The sequence below is a fragment of the Variovorax sp. YR634 genome, from assembly GCF_900106655.1.
Classification (GTDB): Bacteria; Pseudomonadota; Gammaproteobacteria; order Burkholderiales; family Burkholderiaceae_C; genus Variovorax.
The window spans coordinates 325,601-348,154 of record NZ_FNOL01000005.1; the positions used below are offsets into that span (position 1 = coordinate 325,601).

General features: G+C 67.6%; 18 protein-coding genes. 10 read left to right on the forward strand and 8 right to left on the reverse strand.

Annotated features, from left to right (window positions below; genetic code table 11):
* Positions 1-9 precede the first annotated feature (9 nt).
* Positions 10-3,486 (reverse strand): response regulator, encoded by a 3,477-nt coding sequence (locus BLV60_RS12580; protein ID WP_093054851.1) that lies wholly within the window; start codon positions 3,484-3,486, stop codon positions 10-12.
* A 190-nt stretch (positions 3,487-3,676) separates the two neighbouring features.
* Between BLV60_RS12580 and BLV60_RS12585 the strand changes: the two genes are divergently transcribed.
* From BLV60_RS12585 to BLV60_RS12595, 3 genes are read left to right on the forward strand one after another with little or no spacing between them, the layout of a single operon-like run.
* The gene (locus BLV60_RS12585; RefSeq protein ID WP_256329011.1) at positions 3,677-5,959 is read left to right on the forward strand and encodes an ATP-dependent DNA helicase; all 2,283 of its coding nucleotides are present in this window, start codon (positions 3,677-3,679) and stop codon (positions 5,957-5,959) included.
* Positions 5,946-6,563 (forward strand): alpha-ketoglutarate-dependent dioxygenase AlkB, encoded by a 618-nt coding sequence (locus BLV60_RS12590; RefSeq protein WP_093054855.1) that lies wholly within the window; start codon positions 5,946-5,948, stop codon positions 6,561-6,563. Before BLV60_RS12585 ends, BLV60_RS12590 begins: the two co-directional genes overlap by 14 nt.
* The gene (locus BLV60_RS12595; RefSeq protein WP_093054858.1) at positions 6,560-7,150 is read left to right on the forward strand and encodes a DUF4304 domain-containing protein; all 591 of its coding nucleotides are present in this window, start codon (positions 6,560-6,562) and stop codon (positions 7,148-7,150) included. The genes BLV60_RS12590 and BLV60_RS12595 overlap by 4 nt, the downstream gene beginning before the upstream one ends.
* A gap of 7 nt (positions 7,151-7,157) precedes the next feature.
* Here the strand turns inward: BLV60_RS12595 and BLV60_RS12600 are convergent, their stop codons facing one another.
* Genes BLV60_RS12600 through BLV60_RS12625 form a run of 6 tightly spaced genes read right to left on the reverse strand, consistent with a single transcriptional unit; the run spans position 7,158 to position 14,241 of the window.
* Positions 7,158-8,723: an ABC transporter substrate-binding protein gene (locus BLV60_RS12600; RefSeq protein ID WP_093054860.1), complete on the reverse strand. Its 1,566-nt coding sequence runs from the start codon at positions 8,721-8,723 to the stop codon at positions 7,158-7,160.
* Between the two features lie 35 nt (positions 8,724-8,758).
* Positions 8,759-10,423, reverse strand: coding sequence for an ABC transporter ATP-binding protein (locus tag BLV60_RS12605; RefSeq protein ID WP_093054862.1), 1,665 nt, complete (start codon positions 10,421-10,423; stop codon positions 8,759-8,761).
* The gene (locus tag BLV60_RS12610) at positions 10,420-11,247 is read right to left on the reverse strand and encodes an ABC transporter permease (RefSeq protein WP_093054950.1); all 828 of its coding nucleotides are present in this window, start codon (positions 11,245-11,247) and stop codon (positions 10,420-10,422) included. Before BLV60_RS12610 ends, BLV60_RS12605 begins: the two co-directional genes overlap by 4 nt.
* Positions 11,248-11,252: 5 nt before the next feature.
* Positions 11,253-12,197 carry an ABC transporter permease gene (locus BLV60_RS12615; protein ID WP_093054864.1) on the reverse strand — a complete coding sequence of 315 codons (945 nt, stop codon included), beginning with the start codon at positions 12,195-12,197 and terminating at the stop codon, positions 11,253-11,255.
* Positions 12,198-12,212: 15 nt separating this feature from the next.
* On the reverse strand, positions 12,213-13,094 hold the full coding sequence (locus tag BLV60_RS12620) for an alpha/beta hydrolase family protein (protein ID WP_093054866.1): 882 nt from the start codon (positions 13,092-13,094) through the stop codon (positions 12,213-12,215).
* 13 nt (positions 13,095-13,107) lie between these two features.
* Positions 13,108-14,241, reverse strand: a complete 1,134-nt coding sequence (locus BLV60_RS12625) for a C45 family autoproteolytic acyltransferase/hydrolase (protein WP_093054868.1) — start codon at positions 14,239-14,241, stop codon at positions 13,108-13,110.
* 166 nt (positions 14,242-14,407) lie between these two features.
* Between BLV60_RS12625 and BLV60_RS12630 the strand changes: the two genes are divergently transcribed.
* The 6 genes from BLV60_RS12630 to bioD all read left to right on the forward strand — a co-directional run bounded on the left by BLV60_RS12630 (position 14,408) and on the right by bioD (position 20,221).
* Complete coding sequence (locus BLV60_RS12630) at positions 14,408-15,301, forward strand: LysR substrate-binding domain-containing protein (protein WP_093054870.1); 894 nt, start codon at positions 14,408-14,410, stop codon at positions 15,299-15,301.
* 103 nt (positions 15,302-15,404) lie between these two features.
* Complete coding sequence (locus tag BLV60_RS12635) at positions 15,405-15,716, forward strand: plasmid stabilization protein (protein ID WP_093054872.1); 312 nt, start codon at positions 15,405-15,407, stop codon at positions 15,714-15,716.
* 13 nt (positions 15,717-15,729) lie between these two features.
* Positions 15,730-16,599 (forward strand): NmrA family NAD(P)-binding protein, encoded by an 870-nt coding sequence (locus BLV60_RS12640; protein WP_093054874.1) that lies wholly within the window; start codon positions 15,730-15,732, stop codon positions 16,597-16,599.
* Between the two features lie 283 nt (positions 16,600-16,882).
* Positions 16,883-18,265: an adenosylmethionine--8-amino-7-oxononanoate transaminase gene (bioA, locus tag BLV60_RS12645; protein WP_093054875.1), complete on the forward strand. Its 1,383-nt coding sequence runs from the start codon at positions 16,883-16,885 to the stop codon at positions 18,263-18,265.
* Positions 18,249-19,481 (forward strand): 8-amino-7-oxononanoate synthase, encoded by a 1,233-nt coding sequence (gene bioF, locus BLV60_RS12650; RefSeq protein WP_093054877.1) that lies wholly within the window; start codon positions 18,249-18,251, stop codon positions 19,479-19,481. The genes bioA and bioF overlap by 17 nt, the downstream gene beginning before the upstream one ends.
* Complete coding sequence (gene bioD, locus BLV60_RS12655; RefSeq protein ID WP_093054879.1) at positions 19,478-20,221, forward strand: dethiobiotin synthase; 744 nt, start codon at positions 19,478-19,480, stop codon at positions 20,219-20,221. Before bioF ends, bioD begins: the two co-directional genes overlap by 4 nt.
* Here bioD and BLV60_RS12660 read toward each other — a convergent pair.
* Positions 20,204-21,256 (reverse strand): aldo/keto reductase, encoded by a 1,053-nt coding sequence (locus BLV60_RS12660; RefSeq protein ID WP_093054881.1) that lies wholly within the window; start codon positions 21,254-21,256, stop codon positions 20,204-20,206. The genes bioD and BLV60_RS12660 overlap by 18 nt on opposite strands.
* Before the next feature lie 244 nt (positions 21,257-21,500).
* On the opposite strand from BLV60_RS12660, the gene BLV60_RS12665 reads away from it, so the two are divergent.
* Positions 21,501-22,493, forward strand: a complete 993-nt coding sequence (locus BLV60_RS12665; RefSeq protein WP_093054883.1) for an AraC family transcriptional regulator — start codon at positions 21,501-21,503, stop codon at positions 22,491-22,493.
* Positions 22,494-22,554 lie beyond the last annotated feature (61 nt).

Below are 22,554 nucleotides of genomic sequence, written 5' to 3' on the forward strand. Positions count from 1 at the left end.
GGCGTGTTGTCACAGGCGCTCCATCTTCGGCATCCACACGCGCAGCAGCGAGAACAGGCGCTCCAGGTCCACCGGCTTGGCAAGGTAGTCGTTGGCGCCGGCGGCAAGGCATTGCTCGCGGTCGTCCTTGGTGGCCTTGGCGGTGATGGCGATCACCGGCATCTTCTCGAAGCGTGGGTCGCCGCGCAGGCGGCGCGTGGCTTCCAGGCCGTCCATCTCCGGCATCATCACGTCCATCAGCACGAGGTCGATCTCGCTCACCTGGTCGAGCCGCGCCAGCGCCTCGCGGCCGTTGCGGCCGATCTCCACGATGGCGCCACGCTGCTCCAGCGCGCTGGTCAGCGCGAAGATGTTGCGCACGTCGTCGTCCACCAGCAGGATGGTGCGGCCCTCGAAGATGCGGTCGCGCCCGCGCGCCGTCTTCAGCATGCCCCGGCGCTCGCTCGAAAGCTCGGCCTCCACCTTGTGCAGGAACAGCGTCACTTCGTCGAGCAGGCGTTCGGGCGAGCGCGCGCCCTTGATGATGATCGAGCGCGAGTAGCGCTGCAGCTCGGCTTCTTCGTCGCGCGTGAGGTTGCGCCCGGTGTAGACGATGACCGGCGGGAACGACACGATTTCTTCCGCCGCCATGGCCTTGAGCAGCTCGCTGCCCTGCATGTCGGGCAGCTTCAGGTCGGTGATCATGCAGTCGAACACGCGGGTGCGCAGCAGCTCCAGCGCTTCTTCGCCGGAGCCGACGGCAACGATCTCGATGTCGTCGTCGCCGATCAGCCTGATGACGCTCTCGCGCTGCAGCTCGTCGTCTTCCACCAGCAGCACGACCTTGACCTTCTGCGTGAGCTTTTCTTCCAGCCGGCCGAACACCTTCATCAGTTCGTCGCGCGTGGCCGGCTTCAGCGCATAGCCGATGGCGCCCATCTGCAGCGCCGCGCCCTGTACGCCTTCGGCGGCGGACACCACGTGGATCGGAATGTGGCGCGTGTGCGGCGAATCCTTCAGCCGCTGCAGCACGTCGAGGCCGGTGCTGTCGGGCAGGCGCATGTCGAGCAGGATCGCGTCGGGCAGGAACTGCGTGGCCAGTTCGAAGCCGTCGGCCGCGCCGTGCGCCACCAGGCAGCGATAGCCCAGCTCGTGCGCAAGGTCGTAGAGGATGTGCGCGAACTGCGGCTCGTCCTCGATCACGAGCACGCGGCGCACCTGGTCGCGCGGGATGGAGCGGTCGTCGGCGAACTGCGGTGCGGGCACCGGGGCAGGGGGCTTCGGCGCCAGCGAGGCAACGGATGGCGCCTGCGCGGGCCGGGGCGTGTAGACCGCCGATGGCTGAAGCGCTGCCGGCGAAGCCTGTGGTGCCTTTGCCGGAAGTTGCAGGACGAAGGTGCTGCCCTGGCCCGGCTCGCTCTGCACCGTGAGCGTGCCGCCCAGCAGCTGCGTGAGGTCGCGCGAGATCGACAGGCCCAGTCCGGTGCCGCCGTAGCGCCGGCTGGTGGTGCCGTCGGCCTGGCGAAAGGCTTCGAAGATCAGCTCGTGCTTCTGCGGATCGATGCCGATGCCCGAGTCGGACACCGCAAAAGCGGCGCCACCGTCCGCGGCCGGCGAGACGGTCAGCGCCACTTCGCCGCGCTCGGTGAACTTGATCGCGTTCGACAGCAGGTTCTTCAGGATCTGCTCGACCCGCTGCCGGTCGGTGACCAGCGAGGCCGGTGCATCGGGCCGCACTTCGAGCCTGAAGCTCAGGTTCTTCTGCATCGCAAGCGGACTGAACGTGCTCTCCAGGCTGCGGCCCAGCTTGGCGAGCGTGACGTCTTCGGGCACCACTTCGAGCTTGCCGGCCTCGACCTTCGCGATGTCGAGGATGTCGTTGATCAGCACCAGCAGATCGTTGCCCGACGAGTAGATCGACTCCGCGAACTTCACCTGCTCCGGGGAGAGATTGCCCTGCGGGTTGTCGCCCAGCAGCTTGGCGAGGATGAGCGCGCTGTTGAGCGGCGTGCGCAGCTCGTGCGACATGTTGGCGAGAAATTCCGACTTGTAGCGGCTTGCGCGCTGCAGTTCGTCGGCGCGGTCTTCGAGGTCGCGCTGCACGCGGCGCAGCGCGGTGTTGCGCTGGTCCAGTGCCTCGGTGCGTTCGGAGAGCTGGCTGTTGGTCTGCTCCAGTTCGGCCTGCTGGTTCTCCAGCATGGCCTGCGAGGCGCGCAAGGCGCGCGACTGTTCTTCCAGTTCTTCATTGGCGGTGCGCAGCTCTTCCTGCTGCACCTGCAGTTCCTCGTTGAGCTGCTGGGTTTCGCCGAGCACCTCCTGCAGCTGCTCGCGGTAGCGCGCTGCCGCCAGCGAGGTGCCGATGTCGTCGGCCACCAGGTCGATCAACTGGCTGCCGCGGTCGTCCAGCGCGCCTGGCAGGCCGAGCTCGACCACGCCGTTGACCATGCCGCTGCTTGCAACGGGTACCAGCAGCACGGCCTTGGGCGCCATCTCGCCAAGGCCCGAGTTGACCTTCAGGTAGTCGGCATCGACCGGGTCGATCAGCATGCGCCGGCGCTCGGCAGCCGCCTGGCCCACCAGGCTTTCGGTAGGGGAGAAAACCTGCGGCGTGGCCTCGGCCGCGCTCGAAAAGCCGTAGCTCGCCGCCCGGCGCAGCGGGCCATGGCGCTCACGCACGTACATGGCGCCAACCGAGGCGCCCAGGTAGCGCGAGAAGAACGCGAGCACCTTGCGGCCCATGTCCGGCGCGCTGAGTTCGCCGACCAGCTCGCCCACCAGCCCGGTCTGCGCGTTGCGCAACCAGGCCTCGTGAGCGAGCCGTTCGGCGTGCGCAGCTTGTTCCTTCAGCACCACGTCGTAGCTGTCGGACAGCAGCACCAGCTGGCGCCGCCCGAAGTAGGCCATCAACCCGGTGAAGCTCAAGGTGAACAGCAGGAACAGCCCGACGACCCACCAGGCAGTGCTGTTGGCCGCGTTGTTGCGCTGGAAGCGCAGGGCCTGCTCGGTCTCCATGAAGGCGGTGAACTCGGCGCGCATGTCGTCCATCAGCCGCTTTTCGTCGCCGAGGCGCATGGCGGTCTGCGTGCCGCTGCTGGCGTCGCGCGCGGCAATCATGCCGTTGGCAAATTCGAGCCAGGCTGTCTGCAGCGTGGCGAGGCGATCGATGCGCTCCACCTGCTGGGGGTTGTCCGACACAAGGTTGCGCAGCCCGACCGTATCGCCCTTGAGGCGGGTCAGGGCGCTTTGATAGGGCTCCAGAAAGCTCCGCTCACCGGTGATCAGGAAGCCGCGCACGCCGGTTTCCATGTCGATGGTGCGGCGCTGCAACTCGCTGGCGGCGCGGGTGACACGGTCGGTGTGCTCGACCCAGCCGATGGTGTTGAGCAGGAACAGGATCAACCCCACGAACACCACGGCGCCGAACACGCCGCCGATCAGGGGCAGCTTGATGTTCCGGCTGAGCAGGCGCTCGAAGTCGTCGGGGTCGATCGCGGTGGGAGTGTTCATCGGTCGCAGTTGTAGGCAAAACTTGTCAAGTTTTGTCGATAAATCGAAGACGCCCTGTCGGAGAAGGCCCCGTCACGGTCTTGATGCGGATAGGGAAACCGCAAACGGCGTATTGGCGTGGCTATACTGTAAATTCATACAGCATTCCCAGATGGGCCCCGAACCCTCCAACCCGCAGGATGCGGCCTCCATGATCGCGCATGTAGTTTCCGTCAAGGCCCTGTGCGCCTTCGGCGCGAAGGCGGGCGACCTCGACCTGCGCTTCGTGCCCGCACCCAGCGCGCTCGAAGGCATGGCCGGGCACGCGATGGTGCAGCACCGGCGTGATCCCGAGCACTACGCCTGCGAGGTCGGGCTCGAAGCCACCTGCGGCGCGGTCCGCGTGCGCGGCCGGGCCGACGGCTACGAGGCCCGCGCATCCCGCGTCGAAGAAATCAAGACCTTCCGCGGCGATTTCGACGCCATCCGCGGCAACCACCGCGCACTGCACTGGGCGCAGGCCCGCACCTACGGCTGGATGCTGTGCGAACTCAACGGCCACGAAGAGATGACCGTGGCGCTGGTGTACCTCGACCTGGCCACCGGCGACGAAACCGTGCTCGAAGAGCACCACACCCGCGAAGCGCTGCGGGAGCACTTCGAGCAGCTGTGTGGCCGCTACAGCGCCTGGGCGCACAGCGAAGCCGGCCACCGCGCCGCGCTCGACGCCACGCTAGGCCAGCTCGAGTTTCCGCACCGCGCCTTTCGCACCGGCCAGCGCGAACTGGCCGAAGCCGTCTACCGCGCGGCCGTGGGCGGCCGTTGCCTGATGACGCAGGCGCCCACCGGCATCGGCAAGACGCTGGCCACCATCTTCCCGCTGCTCAAGGCCCGCGCGGCGCGCAAGATAGACAAGCTTTTCTTCCTCACCGCCAAGACCTCAGGCCGGCCGGTGGCGCTCGACGCGCTTCGCGTGCTCGACAAGGGCAGGGGACAGGGTCGCCTGCGCGTGCTCGAACTCGCGGCCCGCGAGAAGGTCTGCGAATACCCCGACCGCGCCTGTCACGGCGATGCCTGCCCACTCGCCAGGGGCTTCTACGACCGCCTGCCCGCCGCGCGCGAGCAGGCCGCGCAGGTGGCGTGGCTCGACCGAGAAGCGCTGCGCAACATCGCGCTCGCGCACGAGGTGTGTCCCTATTTCCTCGCGCAGGAAATGGCGCACTGGGCCGATGCCATCGTCGGCGACTACAACTACTACTTCGACAGCAGCGCCTTCCTCTACGCCACCATGCGCGACGCCGACTGGCGCGTGGCTGTGCTGGTGGACGAGGCCCACAACCTGCTGGAGCGCTCGCGCGGCATGTACACCGCGCAACTCGAAGGCGCGGCGCTCGAAGAGGCGCATCGCTTGGCGCCCGCTGCATTGCGCGGCCCACTGGCCCGGTTGTTTCGCGAGTGGGACGCGGTGCAGCAGTCGCAGGTGGCCGACTACGAAACCGCCGACGAGATTCCGGAACGTTTCCTGCGAACCCTGCAGGCAGCCAACACCGCCATGGCCGAGTATTTCGCGGCCACGCCCGATGCCTCGCAGGGGCCGCTGCAGCGCTTCTTCTTCGACGCACTGCACTTCGCCCGGCTGGCCGAGGCCTTCGGCGACCACTCGGTGTTCGAGCGCACGCTGGGGGCCACGCAGCAGGATCGGAGCCTGGCCATTCGCAATCTCGTGCCTGCGCCGTTCCTCGAAGCGCGCTTCGGCGATGCGGTGTCGGTCACCTGCTTCTCGGGCACGCTGTCGCCTTTCGCTTTCTACCGCGATGCGCTGGGGCTGCCGGAAGACACCGCGCTGCTCGATGTGGCCTCGCCCTTCGACAGCCATCAATTGCGCGTCGAAGTGGCGATGCATGTGTCGACGCGCTTTCGCGACCGCGCGGGGTCGCTGCGCAACGTGGCCGACATCATCGGCGCGCAGTTCGAGCGCCTGCCGGGCAACTACCTGGCCTTCTTCAGCAGCTTCGACTACCTCGAGAAAGCCTGCGCCGCGTTCTCGCAGCGACACCCCGGCGTACCCGTGTGGACGCAGACGCGCGGCATGCGCGAGGCCGACCGCCACGGCTTCATCGCACGATTCGAGGAGGGCGGGCAGGGCATCGGCTTCGCGGTGCTCGGCGGCGCGTTCGGCGAGGGCATCGACCTGCCAGGCAGCCGGCTGATCGGCGCCTTCGTCGCCAGCCTGGGCCTGCCGCAATACAACGAACTCAACGAGATCACGCGCGAGCGCATGCAGACGCGCTTCGGCAAGGGCTACGAGTACACCTATCTCTACCCCGGCCTGCAGAAGGTGGTGCAGGCAGCCGGCCGCGTGATCCGCACCGAGGAAGACCGCGGCGTGCTGCACCTGCTCGACGACCGCTTCGCGCGCGCCGAGATCCGCGAACTGCTGCCGCGCTGGTGGCATGTGCAACTGGCCGGGGGCAACGAAGATGCGCTCCGCTAGACGCATCGAACACGCAGGCCAGCCGGACCTGTTCGGTGAAGCGCCCGTGGCCGCCATCGAAGGCCTGCGCTACGAGCGCGACTTCCTGTCCGCCGAGGAAGAAGCCGACCTGCTGCACATCGTGCAGGGCCTGCCGCTCAAGGAGATGCGCTACAAGGAATACACGGCACGGCGGCGCGGCACCAGCTTCGGCGGCAGCTACGACTTCGAGAACAACCGCCTCAAGCCCGGCGCGCCGCTGCCTGAAGTATTGCATCCGCTGCGCGCGAAGGCGGCCGCATGGGCCGGCTTCGCGCCCGAGGAGCTCACTCACATGCTGATTGCCGAGTACCGTCCCGGCACGCCGCTGGGTTGGCATCGCGACGTGCCGGACTTCGAGGACATCATCGGCGTCTCGCTGCGCAGCGACGCGGTGATGCAGTTCAGGCCGTACGTGCCCGGCACACCGGCCTCAGGCCCCGCCACGCTCGAATTCCTGATCGAGCCGCGCTCCGTGTACCTGCTGCGCGGCCCGGCGCGCTGGGCATGGCAACATGCCATCGCACCGACCGAGGCCTTGCGCTATTCCATCACCTTGCGCACACGGAGAATTCGCGCCCCATGAACCGCACCACCTTCCTCAAGCTGCTTACGCAAAAACTCTTTCCTGTCCTGAAGGCCGAAGGCTTCGAGGGTTCGGGCCAGACGCTGCGGCGCATCGATGGGCCGCTGATCCATGTGTTCAACGTGCAGGGCGCGAGCGGGGGGAAGGCGTGCTACCTGAACCTCGGCGCGCATCTCGACTTCCTGCCGACCGAAGGCGGTGCCCAGGTGGCGCCCGATGCGCTGGAGGAATCGCATTGCGTGTTTCGCGACCGGATGGAGCCGCCGCCCGGCGCCGCTTTCGGATGGGCCTATGGCGCGACGAAAGAGCAGGCGGAAGAGAACGTCGAGTTCATCGTGAGCGAATGGGCGGGCCCGGGGCGCGCTTTCTTTGCACGGCATGGCAGCTACCCGCAAAGCTTCGAGCAGATGCTGCGCGAGACCGACCCGAACCAGATCCATGCGCGAACGGCTTTGCATCTCGCGCGGATCGCGGTGCACCTGGGCGATCGGGCACGAGCGCAGGCCCTGGTCGATGCCGGGCTGGCGCGCGCGCCGGAACGGGCCACGTCCTTGAAGGCGGACCTCGCGAAGGTCCTGACGGCCTAGCGCTCGGCTAGCTGCGCGCAGCAGCAGCTGAAACGCCCCACATGCGCGGCTTGCCTTCCCACACCGCAAACCCGCTGATGCGCTTGCGCACCGCCCAGGCGTCGAGGCCGTTGAACAGCATCACCATCGGCACCTGCTGGATCATCAGCGCATGGATCTGGTCGAAAAGGGCCTGGCGCTTCTTCGGGTCAGACTCGGCGAAGCTGTCGTCGATCAGCTTCAGCGCCTGCGGGTCTTCCCACACCTTGCGCGCCTGCTTGTCCTTCGGGCCCGAGAACTGTTCGTAGCTCAGCGCCGGGTCGAGGCGGGAGGAGTAGCTGAACGAGCTCATCTGGTAGTTGCCGCTGTTGTAGCGGTCGAGCTGTGTGGCCCATTCGAGCACCTCGATCTGCGCGTTGATGCCCACCGCCTGCATCATGGCCTGCGCCAGCACCGCCACCGTATAGCTGGGCACATGGGCGCGCTTGTTGGTCTGGATGGTGATCTTCTCGCCCTTGTAGCCGGCTTCGCGCAGCAGCTTGGCGGCCTGCGCGGGGTCGTAGTGCCAGCCCTTTTTCTGCGCGGCGCTGTAGAAGGCCGAGCCCTTGTGGATGGCCGAGTTGTTGACCGAGCCCAGCCCTTCGGAGGCGGCCGCCACGATCTGCTCGATGTCGAGCGAGGCCGCGATGGCCTGGCGCAGTTTCTGGTTCTTCAACTGCGGGTCGCGCGTCTGGATCAGCAGCACGTTCTTGATGGCCTCGGGCGGCGCCTGCACCACGAGGTTGCGGTCGTTCTTCAGCTCCTGCGCATCGCTCGACGTGATCTGGCCCGCATCGATGGCGCCCGACTTCAAGCCGGCCGCCGCGGTGGCCGCGTCGGGTACGACGAGGAACTTCACCGTGTCCACCAGCGGCGCCTTCAGGCCGGTGTAGCCGTCTGACTTGGTGGCGCCGGCCGGCGAGGTGTAGCCCTTGAAAGCCGTGACCGTGACGTATTCGCCGCGCTTCCACTCGCCGAACTTGAAGGGGCCGGTGCCCACGGGCTTGTCCCAGCTGCCGTCGGCCTTCACCGAGCTCTTGTGCAGGATGGCCGTCATGCCGCAGTCGGTGCGCGCGAGCGTGTCGAGGAACACGGCCGAGGGCTTGTTGATCTTCATCACGAAGGTGCTGTCGTCGGGCGTTGCGGTCTCGACCACCTTCAGGCCGTTGCGGCCGTCGTACTCGCTGGTGCAGCGCCAGTCGGTCTTCGGGTCCATGTAGCGCTTCCAGTTCCACGCCACATCGGCCGAGGTCATTGGTGCGTCGTTGTGGAACTTCACGCCCTTGCGCAGCTTGAAGGTGTAGGTCAGACCATCCTTCGACACGTCGACCGACTGCGCCAGCAGCGGGCCCACGCTGCCGTCCATGCGGTAGCCGACCAGCCCTTCGACGATGTTCAGCACCACGCCGTCGGTGGTGTTGTCGCGGTTCACGCCGGGGTTGGTGGAGCGGATGTCCGCGGGCTGGGCCACCGTGACGGTGGTCTGGGCGAAGGCGCCCGAGGCGGCTAGGCAGGCAGCGGCGATGGCAGCGTGGCGGAAGGTGAAGCGGGGCATGAAGGACTCCTGCGGTGCGATTGCAAAAAGAAAAATCAGGCGAAGGCCGGCGTTTCGGCGCCGAAGCGCCAGCGCAGCCGCACACCGCCGCCGGCGGTCGGCTCCAGCGCCGGGATGGCCGACAGCAGCTTGCGCGTGTAGTCCTGTTGCGGCGCGTCGAACACTGCATCGCGCGGGCCCTGTTCGACGATGCGGCCGTCCTGCATCACGATCACGCGGTCGGCGACCTGCTCGACCACGCCGAGGTCGTGGCTGATGAAAAGACACGAGAAGCCGTGGCGCTTCTGCAGCTCGGCGAACAGCTCCAGCACCTGCGCGCGCACCGTCACGTCGAGTGCCGACACCGGTTCGTCGGCAATCACGAAAGCCGGCCGTCGCACGATGGCGCGCGCGATCGCCACGCGCTGGCGCTGGCCGCCCGAGAGCTCGTGCGCATACCGCGACGCGAAGGACGTGCCCAGCCCGACCTCGTCTAGCACTTCCTGCACGCGGCGCGCCTTGTCGGCCGCTGACATGCCCTTGATGAGCCGCAGGCCTTCGCCCACCAGCTGGTCGATGGTCATGCGCGGATCGAGCGAGGCATACGGGTCCTGGAACACCATCTGGCACTGCAGCCGGTAGTCGGACCACCCCGCATCGGAGCGCAGGATGGGTCGGCCGCGGAACAGGATGTCGCCACCGCTGGGCTTGAGCAGCCCGGCGATGGTGCGGCCCAGCGTGGTCTTGCCCGAGCCCGAGCCGCCGACCACCGCGACCACCTCGCGCGGGCGCACCACCAGGTCGATGCCGTGCAGCGCGCGCTTGGGTACAGCCTTGGTGAACAGGCGGCGGTGGCCCGCGTAGTCGACCACCAGGTTGCGCACTTCGACGACCGGAGCCTCGTCGGCCACCTGCCGCGCGGGCAGGCGGCGCGGCATGGCCTGCAGCAGCTCGCGCGTGTATTCGTGCTTAGGCTGTTCGAGCATGTCGTCGGTGCGGCCGGTTTCCTTCACCTCGCCGTGCCGCATCACGACCATGCGTTGCGTGAAGCGCGCCACCATCGGCAGGTCGTGGCTGATCATCAGCACGGCCGTGTTGTGTTCGCGCGTAAGGCCCACCATGAGTTCCAGCACGTCGCGCTGCACCACGGCGTCGAGCGCGGTGGTCGGCTCATCGGCAATCAGCAGCGCGGGCTCCAGCAGCATCACCGAGGCCAGCATCATCCGCTGGCGCATGCCGCCCGAGAACTCGTGCGGCCATGCATCGAGGGCGCCCTTGGGCTCGCGGATGCCGACGCGCGCCAGCATGTCGAGAATGCGCGCCTGTCGCGCGGCCGCAGGCAGCTCGCGCCGGTGCAGCGCCAGCGCCTCGCCGAGCTGCTTGCCGATGGTCATCGACGGGTTCAGCGAAGTCATCGGCTCCTGGAACACCATGCCCACGCGCGCTCCACGCAGCTCGCGCAGCCGCGCCGGCTTGGCCAGCGCCAGGTCTTCGCCCTCGAACAGGATGCGCCCGGCCGTGCGCACCAGCGGCGGAGGCGTGAGGCCCATGATGGCGCGCGCCGCCTGAGTCTTGCCGCTGCCCGATTCGCCCACGATGCCGACCATCTCGCCCGGGGCGATGTCGAAGGACACGTTGCGCACGATCTCGCGCCCGCCCATGCCGACGGCGAGCGTCAGCCCTTCCACGCTGACCAGCGGGCCGTTTGTTGTGGTCGTCATTGCACGCCCTTCATGCGCGGATCGAGCCAGTCGCGCACCGCGTCGCCCAGCAGGTTGATGCCCAGCAGCGTCAGTGCGATGCACAGGCCCGGAAGAATCGAGAGGTAGCTGGCCTGCGCCATGAACGGGCGGGCCGAGGCGAGCATGTTGCCCCAGGTGGGCGCCGGCGGCGGCACGCCAAGGCCGAGGAACGACAGCGCGCTCTCGGCCAATATGACCCAGCCGAACATCGAAGTGGCCAGCACCGTCAGCGGCGCGGTGCAGTTGGGCAGCACGTGGCGCACCATGGTGTAGAGCTCGGAGTTGCCCAGCACGCGCGAGGATTCGATGAATTCCTTTTCGCGCAGCGACAGCACCGTGCCGCGCACGATGCGCGTCACCGATGGCGTGTAGGCCAGCCCGAGCGCCAGGATGATGCCGTACTGGTTCGCACCCACCACCGCGAGCAGGCCCAGCGCCAGCAGCAGGCCGGGGAAGGCCAGCAGTGCGTTGTTGAAGGCCATCACGATGCGGTCGGTCCAGCCACGCAGAAAGCCCGTCAGCACGCCGACGATGCTGCCCACCACGATCGAGAAGCCGACAGTCAACACTGCGATCCACACGCTGGTGGCGGCGCCGGCCATGAGGCGGGAGAGTTCGTCGCGGCCGAATTCGTCGGTGCCCAGCAGGAAGGCGCCGCCCGGCAGCTTCAGGCGCGAGCCGAAGTTGATGCGCAGCGGATCGTGCGGCGTCCACACGAGGCTGACGAGCGCCGCGGCCGCGATCAAACCGACGATGACGATGCCGATCAAGGCGTTGAGGGGAATGCGCTTCTTGCGTTTCATCGTGCTCATTCGACGGCGACTCTCGGGTCGAAGAAGGGGTAGCAAAGGTCGATGACGAGGTTCACCACCACGTAGATAACCGCCACGAACAGCAGGCAGCCCTGTATCACCGGGTAGTCGCGCGCGAAGATCGCATCGACCAGCAGCCGGCCCAGCCCGGGAATGGTGAACACTGTTTCCACCACCGCGATGCCGCCGAGCAGGTTGCCCAGCACCAGGCCGATGAGCGTCCACGTAGGCCCGAAGGCGTTCTTGAAGGCATGACGCATCAACACCGCGCGCTCCGACAGGCCCTTGGCGCGCGCATGCGTGATGTAGTCCAGCCGCAGCACTTCGAGCGTGCTGGCGCGCGCCATGCGCATGAGCACGCCGATCTCGTGCAGGAACAGCGTGAGCACCGGCAGCACCAGGTAGAGCAGGCCGTTCTTCCAGTCTTCGGCGATGCCCACGTAGCCCACCACCGGCAGCCAGCCCAGCTTCAGGCCGAACAGCAGCAGCAACAGCAGGCCCAGCCAGAAGGTCGGAATGGAGACCAGCAACGTGGCCGTGCCGACCAGCAGCAGGTCGGGCGCGCGGTTCTGCTTCCACGCGGCGATCATGCCGGCGGGCACCGCCACCATTGCGGCCAGCGCCACGGCCACCAGCACGATGCGGCCGCTGATGAGAAAGCGGTCGGTCACCAGCGAGAGCACGTCCTGCCCGCTGTTGATCGAGGTGCCCAGGTCGCCCTGCAGCACGTGGCCGAACCAGATGCCGAACTGCGCCGGCAGCGAGCGGTCGAGCCCGAGGCGGGCACGCAGCTCGGCCAGGCTGGCCGGCGTGGCGAGGTCGCCCAGCAGCAACTGCGCGGGGTCCCCGGGAATCAGCCGTATCAGCACGAATACCGACACCGCCACGATGAGAAGTGTGGGTATCGCCATGGCGATGCGGGACGCTGCGAAACGGAACATGAGCCGTCTTCCTTGTTATGCGGCGCGCGGCTCGCGCAGCGCATGCAGTGCGTCGGCGAAGAAGTCCTGCACGTGGCCCACGCAGGCCAGGCCGTTGTGCGGCACGTTGTCGAGCAGGTCGAAAGTGACCTTCACGCCCGCCGCCTCGAAGGAGCGGCGCAGCGTTTCCAGCCGCTCGGGCCGGGTGCGGCCGGCATCGTTGGCGCCGGGCATGTAGTACTTGCCGCCTTCGCGGTGCGTGATCTCCCAGGTCTCGATGTCGGCCTTGCCGGCAATCATGTGGACCGGCACGCGGCGCAGGGCTTCGAGGTTCATCGGCTTGCCGAAGCGGCCGGCAAAATCTTTCGTGCCCACCCACCAGCCTTGCTCGGGGTCGATCAGCGTGACCGAGCCGGGCGCGCCGATGGACACGGCCCACAGCCGCTCGGGGTGCAGCATTGCGAAGCGATTGGCGAACTGGCCGCCGCCCGAGTAGCCGAAGAGCGCGAACTGGCTGAAGTCGCAGCCGAACTTCTCTCCCACCTCGGCCACCATGTCGAGCAGGATGCGGTCGTAGTGGATGTCGGCCTCGATCAGGTGCTTGAAGCCGTCGCGATTGCCGTCGCCGCGCACGCCGGCCGGGAACAGCGGGCACAGCACGATGCAGTCGTTCCACTTGGCGAAGCCGCTGAAGGCCTCGCGGTAGTTGACGAAGCCGCGGCCGGTACCGTGCATCACCACCACCAGCTGCATCGGCCGCGCGCCGGGCTTGCCGATGTGCTCGGGCACGTAGGTGCAGTAAGAAAAGCGCGGGTCGCTGCGCGAGGCGTAGATGGTGCTGGGGCCCAGGTCGTAGATGGAGCGGGCGCGCTGGTCGGCCAGGGCGGTGGGGGCTTCGGTGGAAGTGTTCTGGGTCATGGGAGCGGGGCGATTAAAGCGTGTATTCCTGGAAATTGCGGGCCTCGTAAGGCTTGCGCGCGACCCACATCACGCGGTTGGCCGCGTCCATGAGCGTGGTGGCGACGGTGGCCGAGATGCTGCTGAAGTCGGCCGGCTTCGGGGTGCGCAGCACGCCGTCGGGCTTGCCGAATTCGTCGGCGAGCGCGGCCTTCACGTCGGTCCAGTCGATGCGGCCCTCCACGCGGCGCAGGGCGTTCTCCACGCGGTGCTGGCGGTAGATGCTGTCAGGGCGCTGCGGCAGGCCCGGGTCGCGCAGCTTGATGACGGCCGAGGGCGACATCCAGTGGTTGGCATGCACGAGCAGGTCGTTTTCGGGCAGCGTCCAGAAGATCTCGCCGGGCGAGGTCTCCAGGCTGATGCCCGAGCCATCGTTGCCGCTGGACTGCGCCAGGATCATGTTGTTGGCGCAGTAGCGCTTCGAGGCCCAGATGGTCTTCATTGCCTGCGCGAGGTTGGTGGCCTCCAGTACACGTCGGCGCAGCAGCACCAGCGGCACGCCGGCGCCTTTCTGGAAGTCTTCATGGCAGGTCAGCGAATTACCGGTGAGCGACACGCCGTTGCTGTTGAAGCCGTGCCGGGCCAGCGCGCCGGCTTCGGTGAAGGTGAGCATGTCGGGGCCACCTGCATTGCGGATGCGCAGCACGATGCCGGTGTCCACGCATTCCTGGCGCCAGTCCCAGTTGTGGGCGTGCATCAGGCGGCCGGTGGCCGAGCGCGCGGGCAGCACGACGAGGCCGGTGCAGTCGCCGTCTTCGGAGGGTGCCGCGTCGGCCGAAGCTTCGGCGGGGCGCTTCATGTCGGCATAGCCGAAGAGCATCTCGGTGCGGCAGTTGAGCATCACGATGTCTGCGAGCGGTACGCCCGCGCCTTCGGCGATGCCGCGCATCTCCTCGAGATAGCTCGCGTCGTAGGCCTCGATCAACGGCAGCATCGACTGCGCCAGGTGGCGGATGGTGGCGTCGTCCAGGCCGCGGCGGCCGAGCTGGGCGCGGTAGAGCGCCACGCCACCGGCCACGCGCTCGGGCACGGCGCGGCCGTGCTGCAGGCCGCGCGCATGCGGCGTGCCGGAAACATCGACGAGGGGAAAGTATTCAGGGGTGGTCATGAGGTGAAAGGGGCTGGTGTGTTCCTGTCATCGGCCTGCCGCCTGAAGGCGCTAGGGCAATGACCATGGCCCGCATTCTTTGGCAGGTACAGGAAAAAATAAATTTAAAAATTATTTAGAATTAGTAAATAAATTCTTTTCCTTTCAACGCGGCACGCAACACGCCATGAGCAGCATCCGCTTTCTTCGCACCTTCGTGGCCGCCGCCCGTGGCGGCTCCTTTGCCGCGGCTGCCGACCAGGTCGCGCTGACGCAGGCCGCCGTGGGCCAGCAGATGCGCGCGCTCGAAGCGGAAATGAAGAAGACGCTGTTCGACAAGACCGGCCGCACCATGGTGCTGAGCCCCGCGGGCCATCTGCTGCTGCCGCGCGCCGAAGAGCTGCTGGCGCAATACGAGTCGATGCGGCGCGACCTGCAAGACCAGCGGCAGATCGCCGGCACCATCAAGCTCGGCTCGCTGATCTCGGCCATGGGCTTGCTGTCGAGCACGCTGGCGCAGCTCAAGTCGCTGCATCCGAACCTCGAAGTCGAACTGCGCGTGCGCGAGCAGACTCAGCTGATGCAGGACGTGGTGAGCGGCGAGCTCGACGCGGCCGTGGTCGTCGAGCGGCAATGGCCCGAGGTGCCGGGCCTGCTGTGGACGCCGTGCTACGACGAGACGCTCACCGTCATCGCCAACTCGGGCATCGCCGCGCCCGACACGAGCATTGCGAGCCTGTTCGCCAGCCAGCCCTTCATCCGCTTCGACCGGCGCACGCCGACCGGCGCGCGCATCGACCGCATCCTGCGGCGGCTGCAGCTGGTGCCGAAAGAGTTCCTGGAGCTCAACTCGCTGCTGGCCATTGCGGAGCTCGTGCGCAAGAACGTGGGCTTCACCATGGCGCCGCTGCTGAAAAATTTCGACTGGGAAAGCGACCCCGCGCTGTGCGTGCTGCAGCTGCCCGGCCGGCCGATCGCGCGGCGGCTGGGCATGCTGGAGAACGGGCGGCGCAGCCACATCACCGGAGTGGTCCGCGAGGAGATGCTGGCCCACCTGCGCCGCATGAAGCCGGGCTCCTGACACGCACGACAGACAAGGCTGACGCGCAGCGCGTGCGTTCTCCGACCCACGGCGCGCCTCGCGCGCCCAGCATGAAGGCTTCTCATCGAGCAGGAGCAATGCCATGCCAAGAGGCGACAAGTCGTCCTACACGGACAAGCAGAAGCGACAGGCCGAGCACATCGAGGAAGGCTACGAACACCGCGGCGTGGGCAAGGCCGAAGCCGAGCGTCGCGCCTGGGCCACGGTGAATGCCGAGACCGGCGGCGGCAAGAAGTCGGGCTCCGGGCGCGGCAAGGTCGAGAACTATGCGCCGGCACGCAAGGGTGGGCGCATGGGTGGTGCTGCCGCCGCGCATCGCCCGGCGGCCGCACGCTCGGCTTCCGCGATGAAGGCCGCCGCCACGCGCAGGCGCAACACCGAAAAGCGCGGCTGACACGGAGCCGACGATGCACATCATTCTGGGAGCGACGGGCCACGTCGGCTCGGCCCTGGCGCAAGACCTGCTCGCGCGCAGCGAGCCGGTGACAGTGGTGACGCGCGATGCGCACAAGGCCGAAGCCCTGCGAACCAAGGGCGCGCACGTGGCCGTGGTCGACGTGTTCGACACGCATGCGCTGCACCGCGTGTTCAAGGGCGGCCATCGGTTGTTCGTGTTGAACCCGCCGGCAGCGCCCTCGACCGACACGGTGGCCGAAGAGCACAGGAGCCTGCGCGCCATTCTCTCGGCGCTCGAAGGCTGCAGGCTCGAGAAGATAGTCGCCGAGTCGACCTACGGCGCGCAGCCCGGTGAGGGCCTGGGCGACCTGGGCGTGCTGTACGACATGGAGCAAGCATTGCGCGCCGGCCCGACGCCGTTCAGCGCCATTCGCGCCGCCTACTACATGAGCAACTGGGACGCCTCGCTCAAGACCGCGCGTGAGGAAGGCAAGGTGTACAGCATGTACCCCGCCGACTTCAGGTTGCCGATGGTGGCGCCGCACGATCTCGGCCAGTTCGCCGCCAAGCTGATGCTGGGTCCGCCCGAGTCCTCGGGGCCGCATCACGTTGAGGGGCCGGAGCACTATTCGGCGGGCGACGTGGCGAGGGCTTTCTCGCAAGCGCTGGGGCGACCGGTGGAGGTGGTCGAGACGCCGCGAGAGCAATGGGAGAAGGCGTTCAAGTCGCTGGGCTTTTCCGACGCTGCCGCCAGGTCGTACGCGGCCATGACGCGCGTCACGCTGGACCAGCACTACGAACCGCCCGACAAGCCGGAGCGCGGCGCGATTTCATTGGGTGAGTACATCTCCGCGCTGGTGAAGAAGAGTCCGGACCGCTGAAACCCGCCAATATGCTGTCCGATATCCGGGTCTCAGGCCGCGAAGTCGCTAAAACCGGACATTCGTGACATGTTTCTGGCGGCAGCCGGACAACTTGCGTTTTCCCGCCATGGCGGCCCGGGCGCGAGAAGCCGTCTTGTTCGTTGACGTTGCTCCGAACGCGGCTTCTACGCCTGCAAACGGCGCTGATTCGTCCGTCATTTCGCAAGCCGTCCAGCGGTTTGCCGCACGGTGAACCCATCGATACGATCCCGCGCCTTGCCCTCACGAAAGGAATGCGCGGGTGCCTTCTACGACTGCTTCTTCCTCATCTCCCAATGCCGCTTTGCAGCAACGCAGCCGGCGCCATGTCTGGCATCCGTGCACGCAGAGCATTCGCCTCGAAGCGGTGCCGCCGTTGCCCATCGCGCGAGGCGAGGGGGTCTGGCTTTTCGACCATGAAGACCGCCGCTACCTCGACGCCACCAGCTCGTGGTGGGTCAACCTTTTCGGCCACGCACACCCCGCGCTCAATGCCGCGCTGAAAGACCAGCTCGACAAGCTGTCGCACGTGATGCTCGCGGGCTGCACGCATGCCCCGGCTGTGGAACTGGCCGAGCGCCTGTCCGCGCTGACGGGGCACGCGCTGGGCCATTGCTTCTATGCCTCCGATGGCGCTTCTGCGGTGGAGATCGCGCTGAAGATGAGCTTCCACGCCTGGCGCAATGCGGGCCGTGGCGGCAAGCAGCGCTTCGTCGCGCTGAAGCAGGGCTACCACGGCGAAACGCTCGGCGCCCTGCACGTGACCGACGTGCCGGTGTTCCGCGACGCCTACGCCCCCTTGCTCGCGAATGCGCACCTCGTTGCTTCACCTGATGCACGCAACGCCCGAACAGGCGAAGACGCGGCCGCCGTCGCCCGCCGCGCCGCAGCCGAACTCGAAGCTCTGCTGGCCGAACAGCACCACACCATCGCCGCCGTGATCGTCGAGCCGCTGGTGCAATGCGCCACCGGCATGGCGATGCACGACCCCGAATACCTGCGGCTCGTGCGCGCCTTGTGCGACCGCTACCAAGTTCACCTCATCGCCGACGAGATCGCGGTGGGCTGCGGCCGAACCGGCAGCTTCTTCGCGTGCGAGCAGGCCGGCATCTGGCCCGACTTCCTGTGTCTCTCGAAGGGCATCAGCGGCGGCTACCTGCCGCTGGCGCTGGTGATGACGCGTGACGCCATCTACGAAGGCTTTGTCGACGACGACGTGGCGCGCAGCTTTCTGCATTCGCATTCGTACACCGGCAACGCGCTGGCCTGCCGCGCGGCGGTGGCCACGCTGGACCTGTTCAAGAGAGAAGACGCGCTGCAGCGCAACCGCAGCCGGGCGGCGCGCCTGCTGCAGCGACTGCACGACGGGCTCGAGGGCCAGCCGGTCGATCACCCGCGGCAGCGGGGAATGATCACGGCCTTCGACGTGCGCGAGCCGGGCGCGCGCTTTGCCGAGCGCTTCCACATGGCGGCGCGTGCGCAGGGGCTGCTGATGCGGCCTATCGGCAACACCGTTTACCTCATGCCGCCATATGCGATCAACGACGGCGAGATCGACCAGCTGGTCGACGGCACGCTGGCCACGCTGAAAGCCGTCATGGCCACGAGTTCAAAGGAAGGAGCCCGCGATGTCGCGCTTGCTTGACCGCCTGCAGCGCGAGATCCACGCGCTCGACGCCCAGTCGCTGCGCCGCCGCCGGCAGATCGCCGAAACCGCCTGCGCACCCGAACAGACCCTGACGCTGGCCGGCGCGACCGCTCCGCGCACCATGCTCGGCTTCAGCAGCAACGACTATCTCGGCCTCGCCGCGCATCCCACATTGGCGAAGGCATGGGCCGAAGGCGCTGCGCTGTATGGCACCGGCAGCGGCGGTTCGCACCTGATCCTCGGCCACTCGCGCGCCCACGCACAGCTCGAAGAGCGGCTGGCCGGCTGGATGGCGCCTTTCATTCCCGAGGCGCAGAGCCTGTTCTTCTGCACCGGCTACATGGCCAACCTCGCGGTGCTGTCCGCGCTCGGCGGAGCGGAGGCCGTCATCTTCTCGGAGTCGCTCAACCATGCCTCGCTGATCGACGGCGCGCGGCTGGCCAAGGCGCGCGTCGAGCGCTATCCACATTGCGACGTGGCCGCGCTCGATGCGCAACTCGCCGCTTGCGACGCGCCGGTCAAGCTCATCGTGAGCGATGCCGTGTTCAGCATGGACGGCCACATCGCGCCGGTTGCCGAGCTGCTCGCACTGGCCGAGCGGCACGACGCCTGGCTGGTGATCGACGACGCGCACGGCTTCGGCGTGCTGGGCGACACGGGGCGCGGCGTGCCCGAAGCCATGGGCCTGCGCTCGGAGCGACTGGTTCTGGTGGGCACGTTGGGCAAGGCGGCTGGCGTGTCGGGCGCTTTCGTAGCGGCGCACCGTACCGTCATCGACTACCTGGTGCAGCGCGCGCGGCCGTACATCTTCACCACCGCCGCGCCGCCGGCCGTCGCACATGCGCTGCTCGCGAGCCTGACGCTGATCGAGGGCGAGGAGGGCGCGGAACGCCGTGCACAGTTGCTGGCCCGCATCGCGCAGTTGCGTCGCGGCCTGAAGGAAGTGCTGCTAGCAGATAGAAGCGCGTGGCTGCCGGAGTCACCCACCGCAATCCAGCCGCTGATCGTCGGCGACAACGCACGCGCGATGCGAGTCATGGCACAGCTCGATGCGCGCGGCCTGCGCGTCGGCGCGATCCGCCCGCCGACCGTGCCCGCCGGCACGGCGCGGTTGCGCATCGCGCTGTCGGCCAGCCACAGCGAGGCCGATGTCACGCGGCTGGTCGATGCGTTGGGCGAAGCCCTCGCGCAGCCTTTGAAGGAAGCCGCATGACGCGCCGGGCCTGGTTCGTGACCGGCACCGACACGGGCATCGGCAAGACGCTGGTCAGCAGCGCCATGCTGAGCCTGCTGGCCGGCTCTGGCCTGCGCGCGGTCGGCATGAAGCCGGTGGCCGCGGGGCTGGAAGACATGAATGGCGAATGGCGCAACGAAGACGTGGAGCAGTTGCACGCGGCCGGCAACGTCGATGCACCGCTGGCGCTGCGCTGCCCGTACCTGTTGCGCGCGCCGATGTCGCCGCACCTGGCGGCAAGGGAAGAGGATGTGCACATCGCGCTGCAGCCGATGCTCTCGGCCTTCGCGGAACTGTCGGCGCGTGCCGATGCGGTGGTGGTCGAAGGCGTGGGCGGCTTCTGCGTGCCTTTCGGCGACGACCTCGATAGTGCCGATCTCGCTGTGGCGCTGGGCCTGCCTGTGATCCTCGTGGTCGGGCTGCGGCTGGGTTGCCTCAACCATGCGCTGCTGAGCGCCGAGGCGATTCGCGCGCGAGGCCTCGTGCTGGCCGGCTGGGTGGCGAGCGTGGTCGATCCGTCGATGCTCGCGCCGCAGGCCAATCTGCAGACGCTGCGCGCGCGTCTCGGTGCGCCCTTGCTCGGCATCGTGCCGCACCTCGAACACCCCGATGCGGCCAGCGCTGCCCGCCACATCGACCTGCGCGCACTGCGTGCGACGGCGGCGCATGCCGCGCGTCGCGCTGCGTCGTCGGAGACGCTCTCAGCCGCGCTGGTTTGATTCCACCAGCCGCTTGCCGCGCACGCCGCCCTGGCGTTCCAGCATCCAGCCCGGGTACTCGGCCGGCAGCGCGCTCACCTTGTCCAGCGTGGCGAGTTCATCGGCCGTGAGCTTGATGGCCGTGGCGGCGATGTTGTCGTCCAACTGCTCGGCGCGCTTGGCGCCGATGATCACGCTGGTCACCACCTGCTGGTGCAGCAGCCAGGCCAGCGCGATCTGCGCGACCGACACCTTGCGCGCTTCGGCCAGCTGGCGCATCACGTCGATGCAGTCGTAGGCGCGCTCGACGTTCACCGGCGGAAAATCGAAGGTGGTGCGGCGGCTGCCTTTTTCCGCTTCGGTATTGCGGCCGAACTTGCCGCTCAGCAGGCCGCCCGCGAGCGGGCTCCAGACCATCAGCCCGACGTTCTCGCTGCGCAGCATCGGCGCCAGCTCGCGCTCCAGGTCGCGTCCGGCGATGGTGTAGTAGGCCTGCAGCGATTCGAAGCGCGCCAGCCGGTCGCGCTCGGCGATGCCCAGCGCCTTCGCGATCTGCCAGGCCGCCCAGTTCGACACGCCCACGTAGCGCACGTGGCCCTGGCGCACGAGGTTGTCCAGCGCGTGCACGGTTTCCTCGATGGGCGTGGCCGGGTCGAAACCATGGATCTGGTACAGGTCGATGTGGTCGAGCTGCAGGCGCTGCAGGCTGGCTTTCACGCCATCCATGATGTGAAAACGCGAGGCGCCGGCCGAGTTGACACCCTTGCTGCCGGTTTCGCCCAGAACCTTGGTGGCGAGCACGAAGCTGTCGCGCGGCGCCTTGAGGTTCTTCAGCGCCTGGCCGGTGATGATTTCTGACTGGCCGTCGGAGTACACGTCCGCCGTGTCGATGAAGTTGATGCCGGCGTCCATGGCCTTGCCGATCAGCCCTTCGGCCTCGGACTGCTGCAGGTTGCCGATCTGGCCCCAGATGCCGGAGGAGCCGCCGAAAGTCATGGTGCCGAGGCACAGCTCGGAAACGAAAAGGCCGGTGCGGCCGAATTTGCGGTATTGCATGGAGGAATCCTTTGCGGTGGAGGCGCCCGAGGGAGGCCGAAAGGGCCGGAAAGCCCGGGCGACTGCAAAAAGTATCCGGCTGCCGCCCCCGGCGTGGCGAGCGCGTTCCTGCAAAGTATTTGCCTGATTCTCCAGACCTCCCCGCCGGCAGGTGCGAATCCAAGGGAGGCGCGCTAAGCTACAAAACCGCTCAATCCTCCATGGTGGCCATTTCCTGGCCTCCCACCGCGACAAGGCCCCGAACATGTCCGACGAAACACCCGAAATCGCCGCCGTCATCGCCCAGCCGATGCCGCTGGAACCCGAACTCGACGAAGCCCGCAAGGAACTGGTGGCGCTGATCGAGCACATCACCCAGGGGCAGGACGGTACCGTCATCACCGCCGTGCCCGGCCTGCAGGTGTTCTGCATCAGCAAGCCCGAAGGTCCCAAGCACGGCTTTGCGTCGCCGGCGCTGGGCCTCATTGCACAAGGCTCCAAGCGGATCATCGTGGGCGACGACATCTACGTGTACGACCCCATGCACTACCTCGTCACCTCGGTCGACCTGCCGGTGTGCGGCCAGGTGTGCGTGACGAGCGAGAAGGAGCCGTACCTCGGCGTGCGGCTGGAGCTGGCCCTCGACGAAATCGGCGACCTCATCGGTGACGAGAAGCTGCCGGCCAAGGCCAACGCGCCGGCCTCGCGCGGCATGTACGTCAACCGCATCGCCATGCCGGTGCTTGAGCCGGTGCTGCGCCTGCTGCGTCTGCTCGACACGCCGGAAGACGTGCCGATCATGGCGCCGCTCATCAAGCGCGAGATCATGTACCGCCTGCTGGTGAACGGCGAAGGTGCGCGGCTGCGGCAGATCGCGCTGCAGGACAGCCACACCCAGCGCATCGCCAAGGCCATCAGCGCGCTGCGCGTCAACTACGCGCAGTCGTTGCGGGTGGAAGACATGGCGCGGGCGGTGCACATGAGCGTGTCGTCGTTTCACCATCACTTCAAGGCCGTTACCGCGATGAGCCCGCTGCAGTACCAGAAGCAGCTGCGCCTGCAGGAGGCGCGCCGCCAGATGCTGATTGCCGGCGCCGACGTGGCGAGCGCCGCGCACAACGTGGGCTATGAAAGCCCGTCGCAGTTCGCGCGCGAGTACGGCCGCATGTTCGGCGCGCCGCCGCTGCGCGACAAGCGCCGCTGGCTCGGCGAGGCGGGCAACGATGCGATGGGGGCGGAGTCGATGGAAGCGGCCTGAGCGTTCGCTTGCGGTGGGCCGGCCGCCTTGTAGCACTTGCTGCAATTTCTTGCGTCGTCCC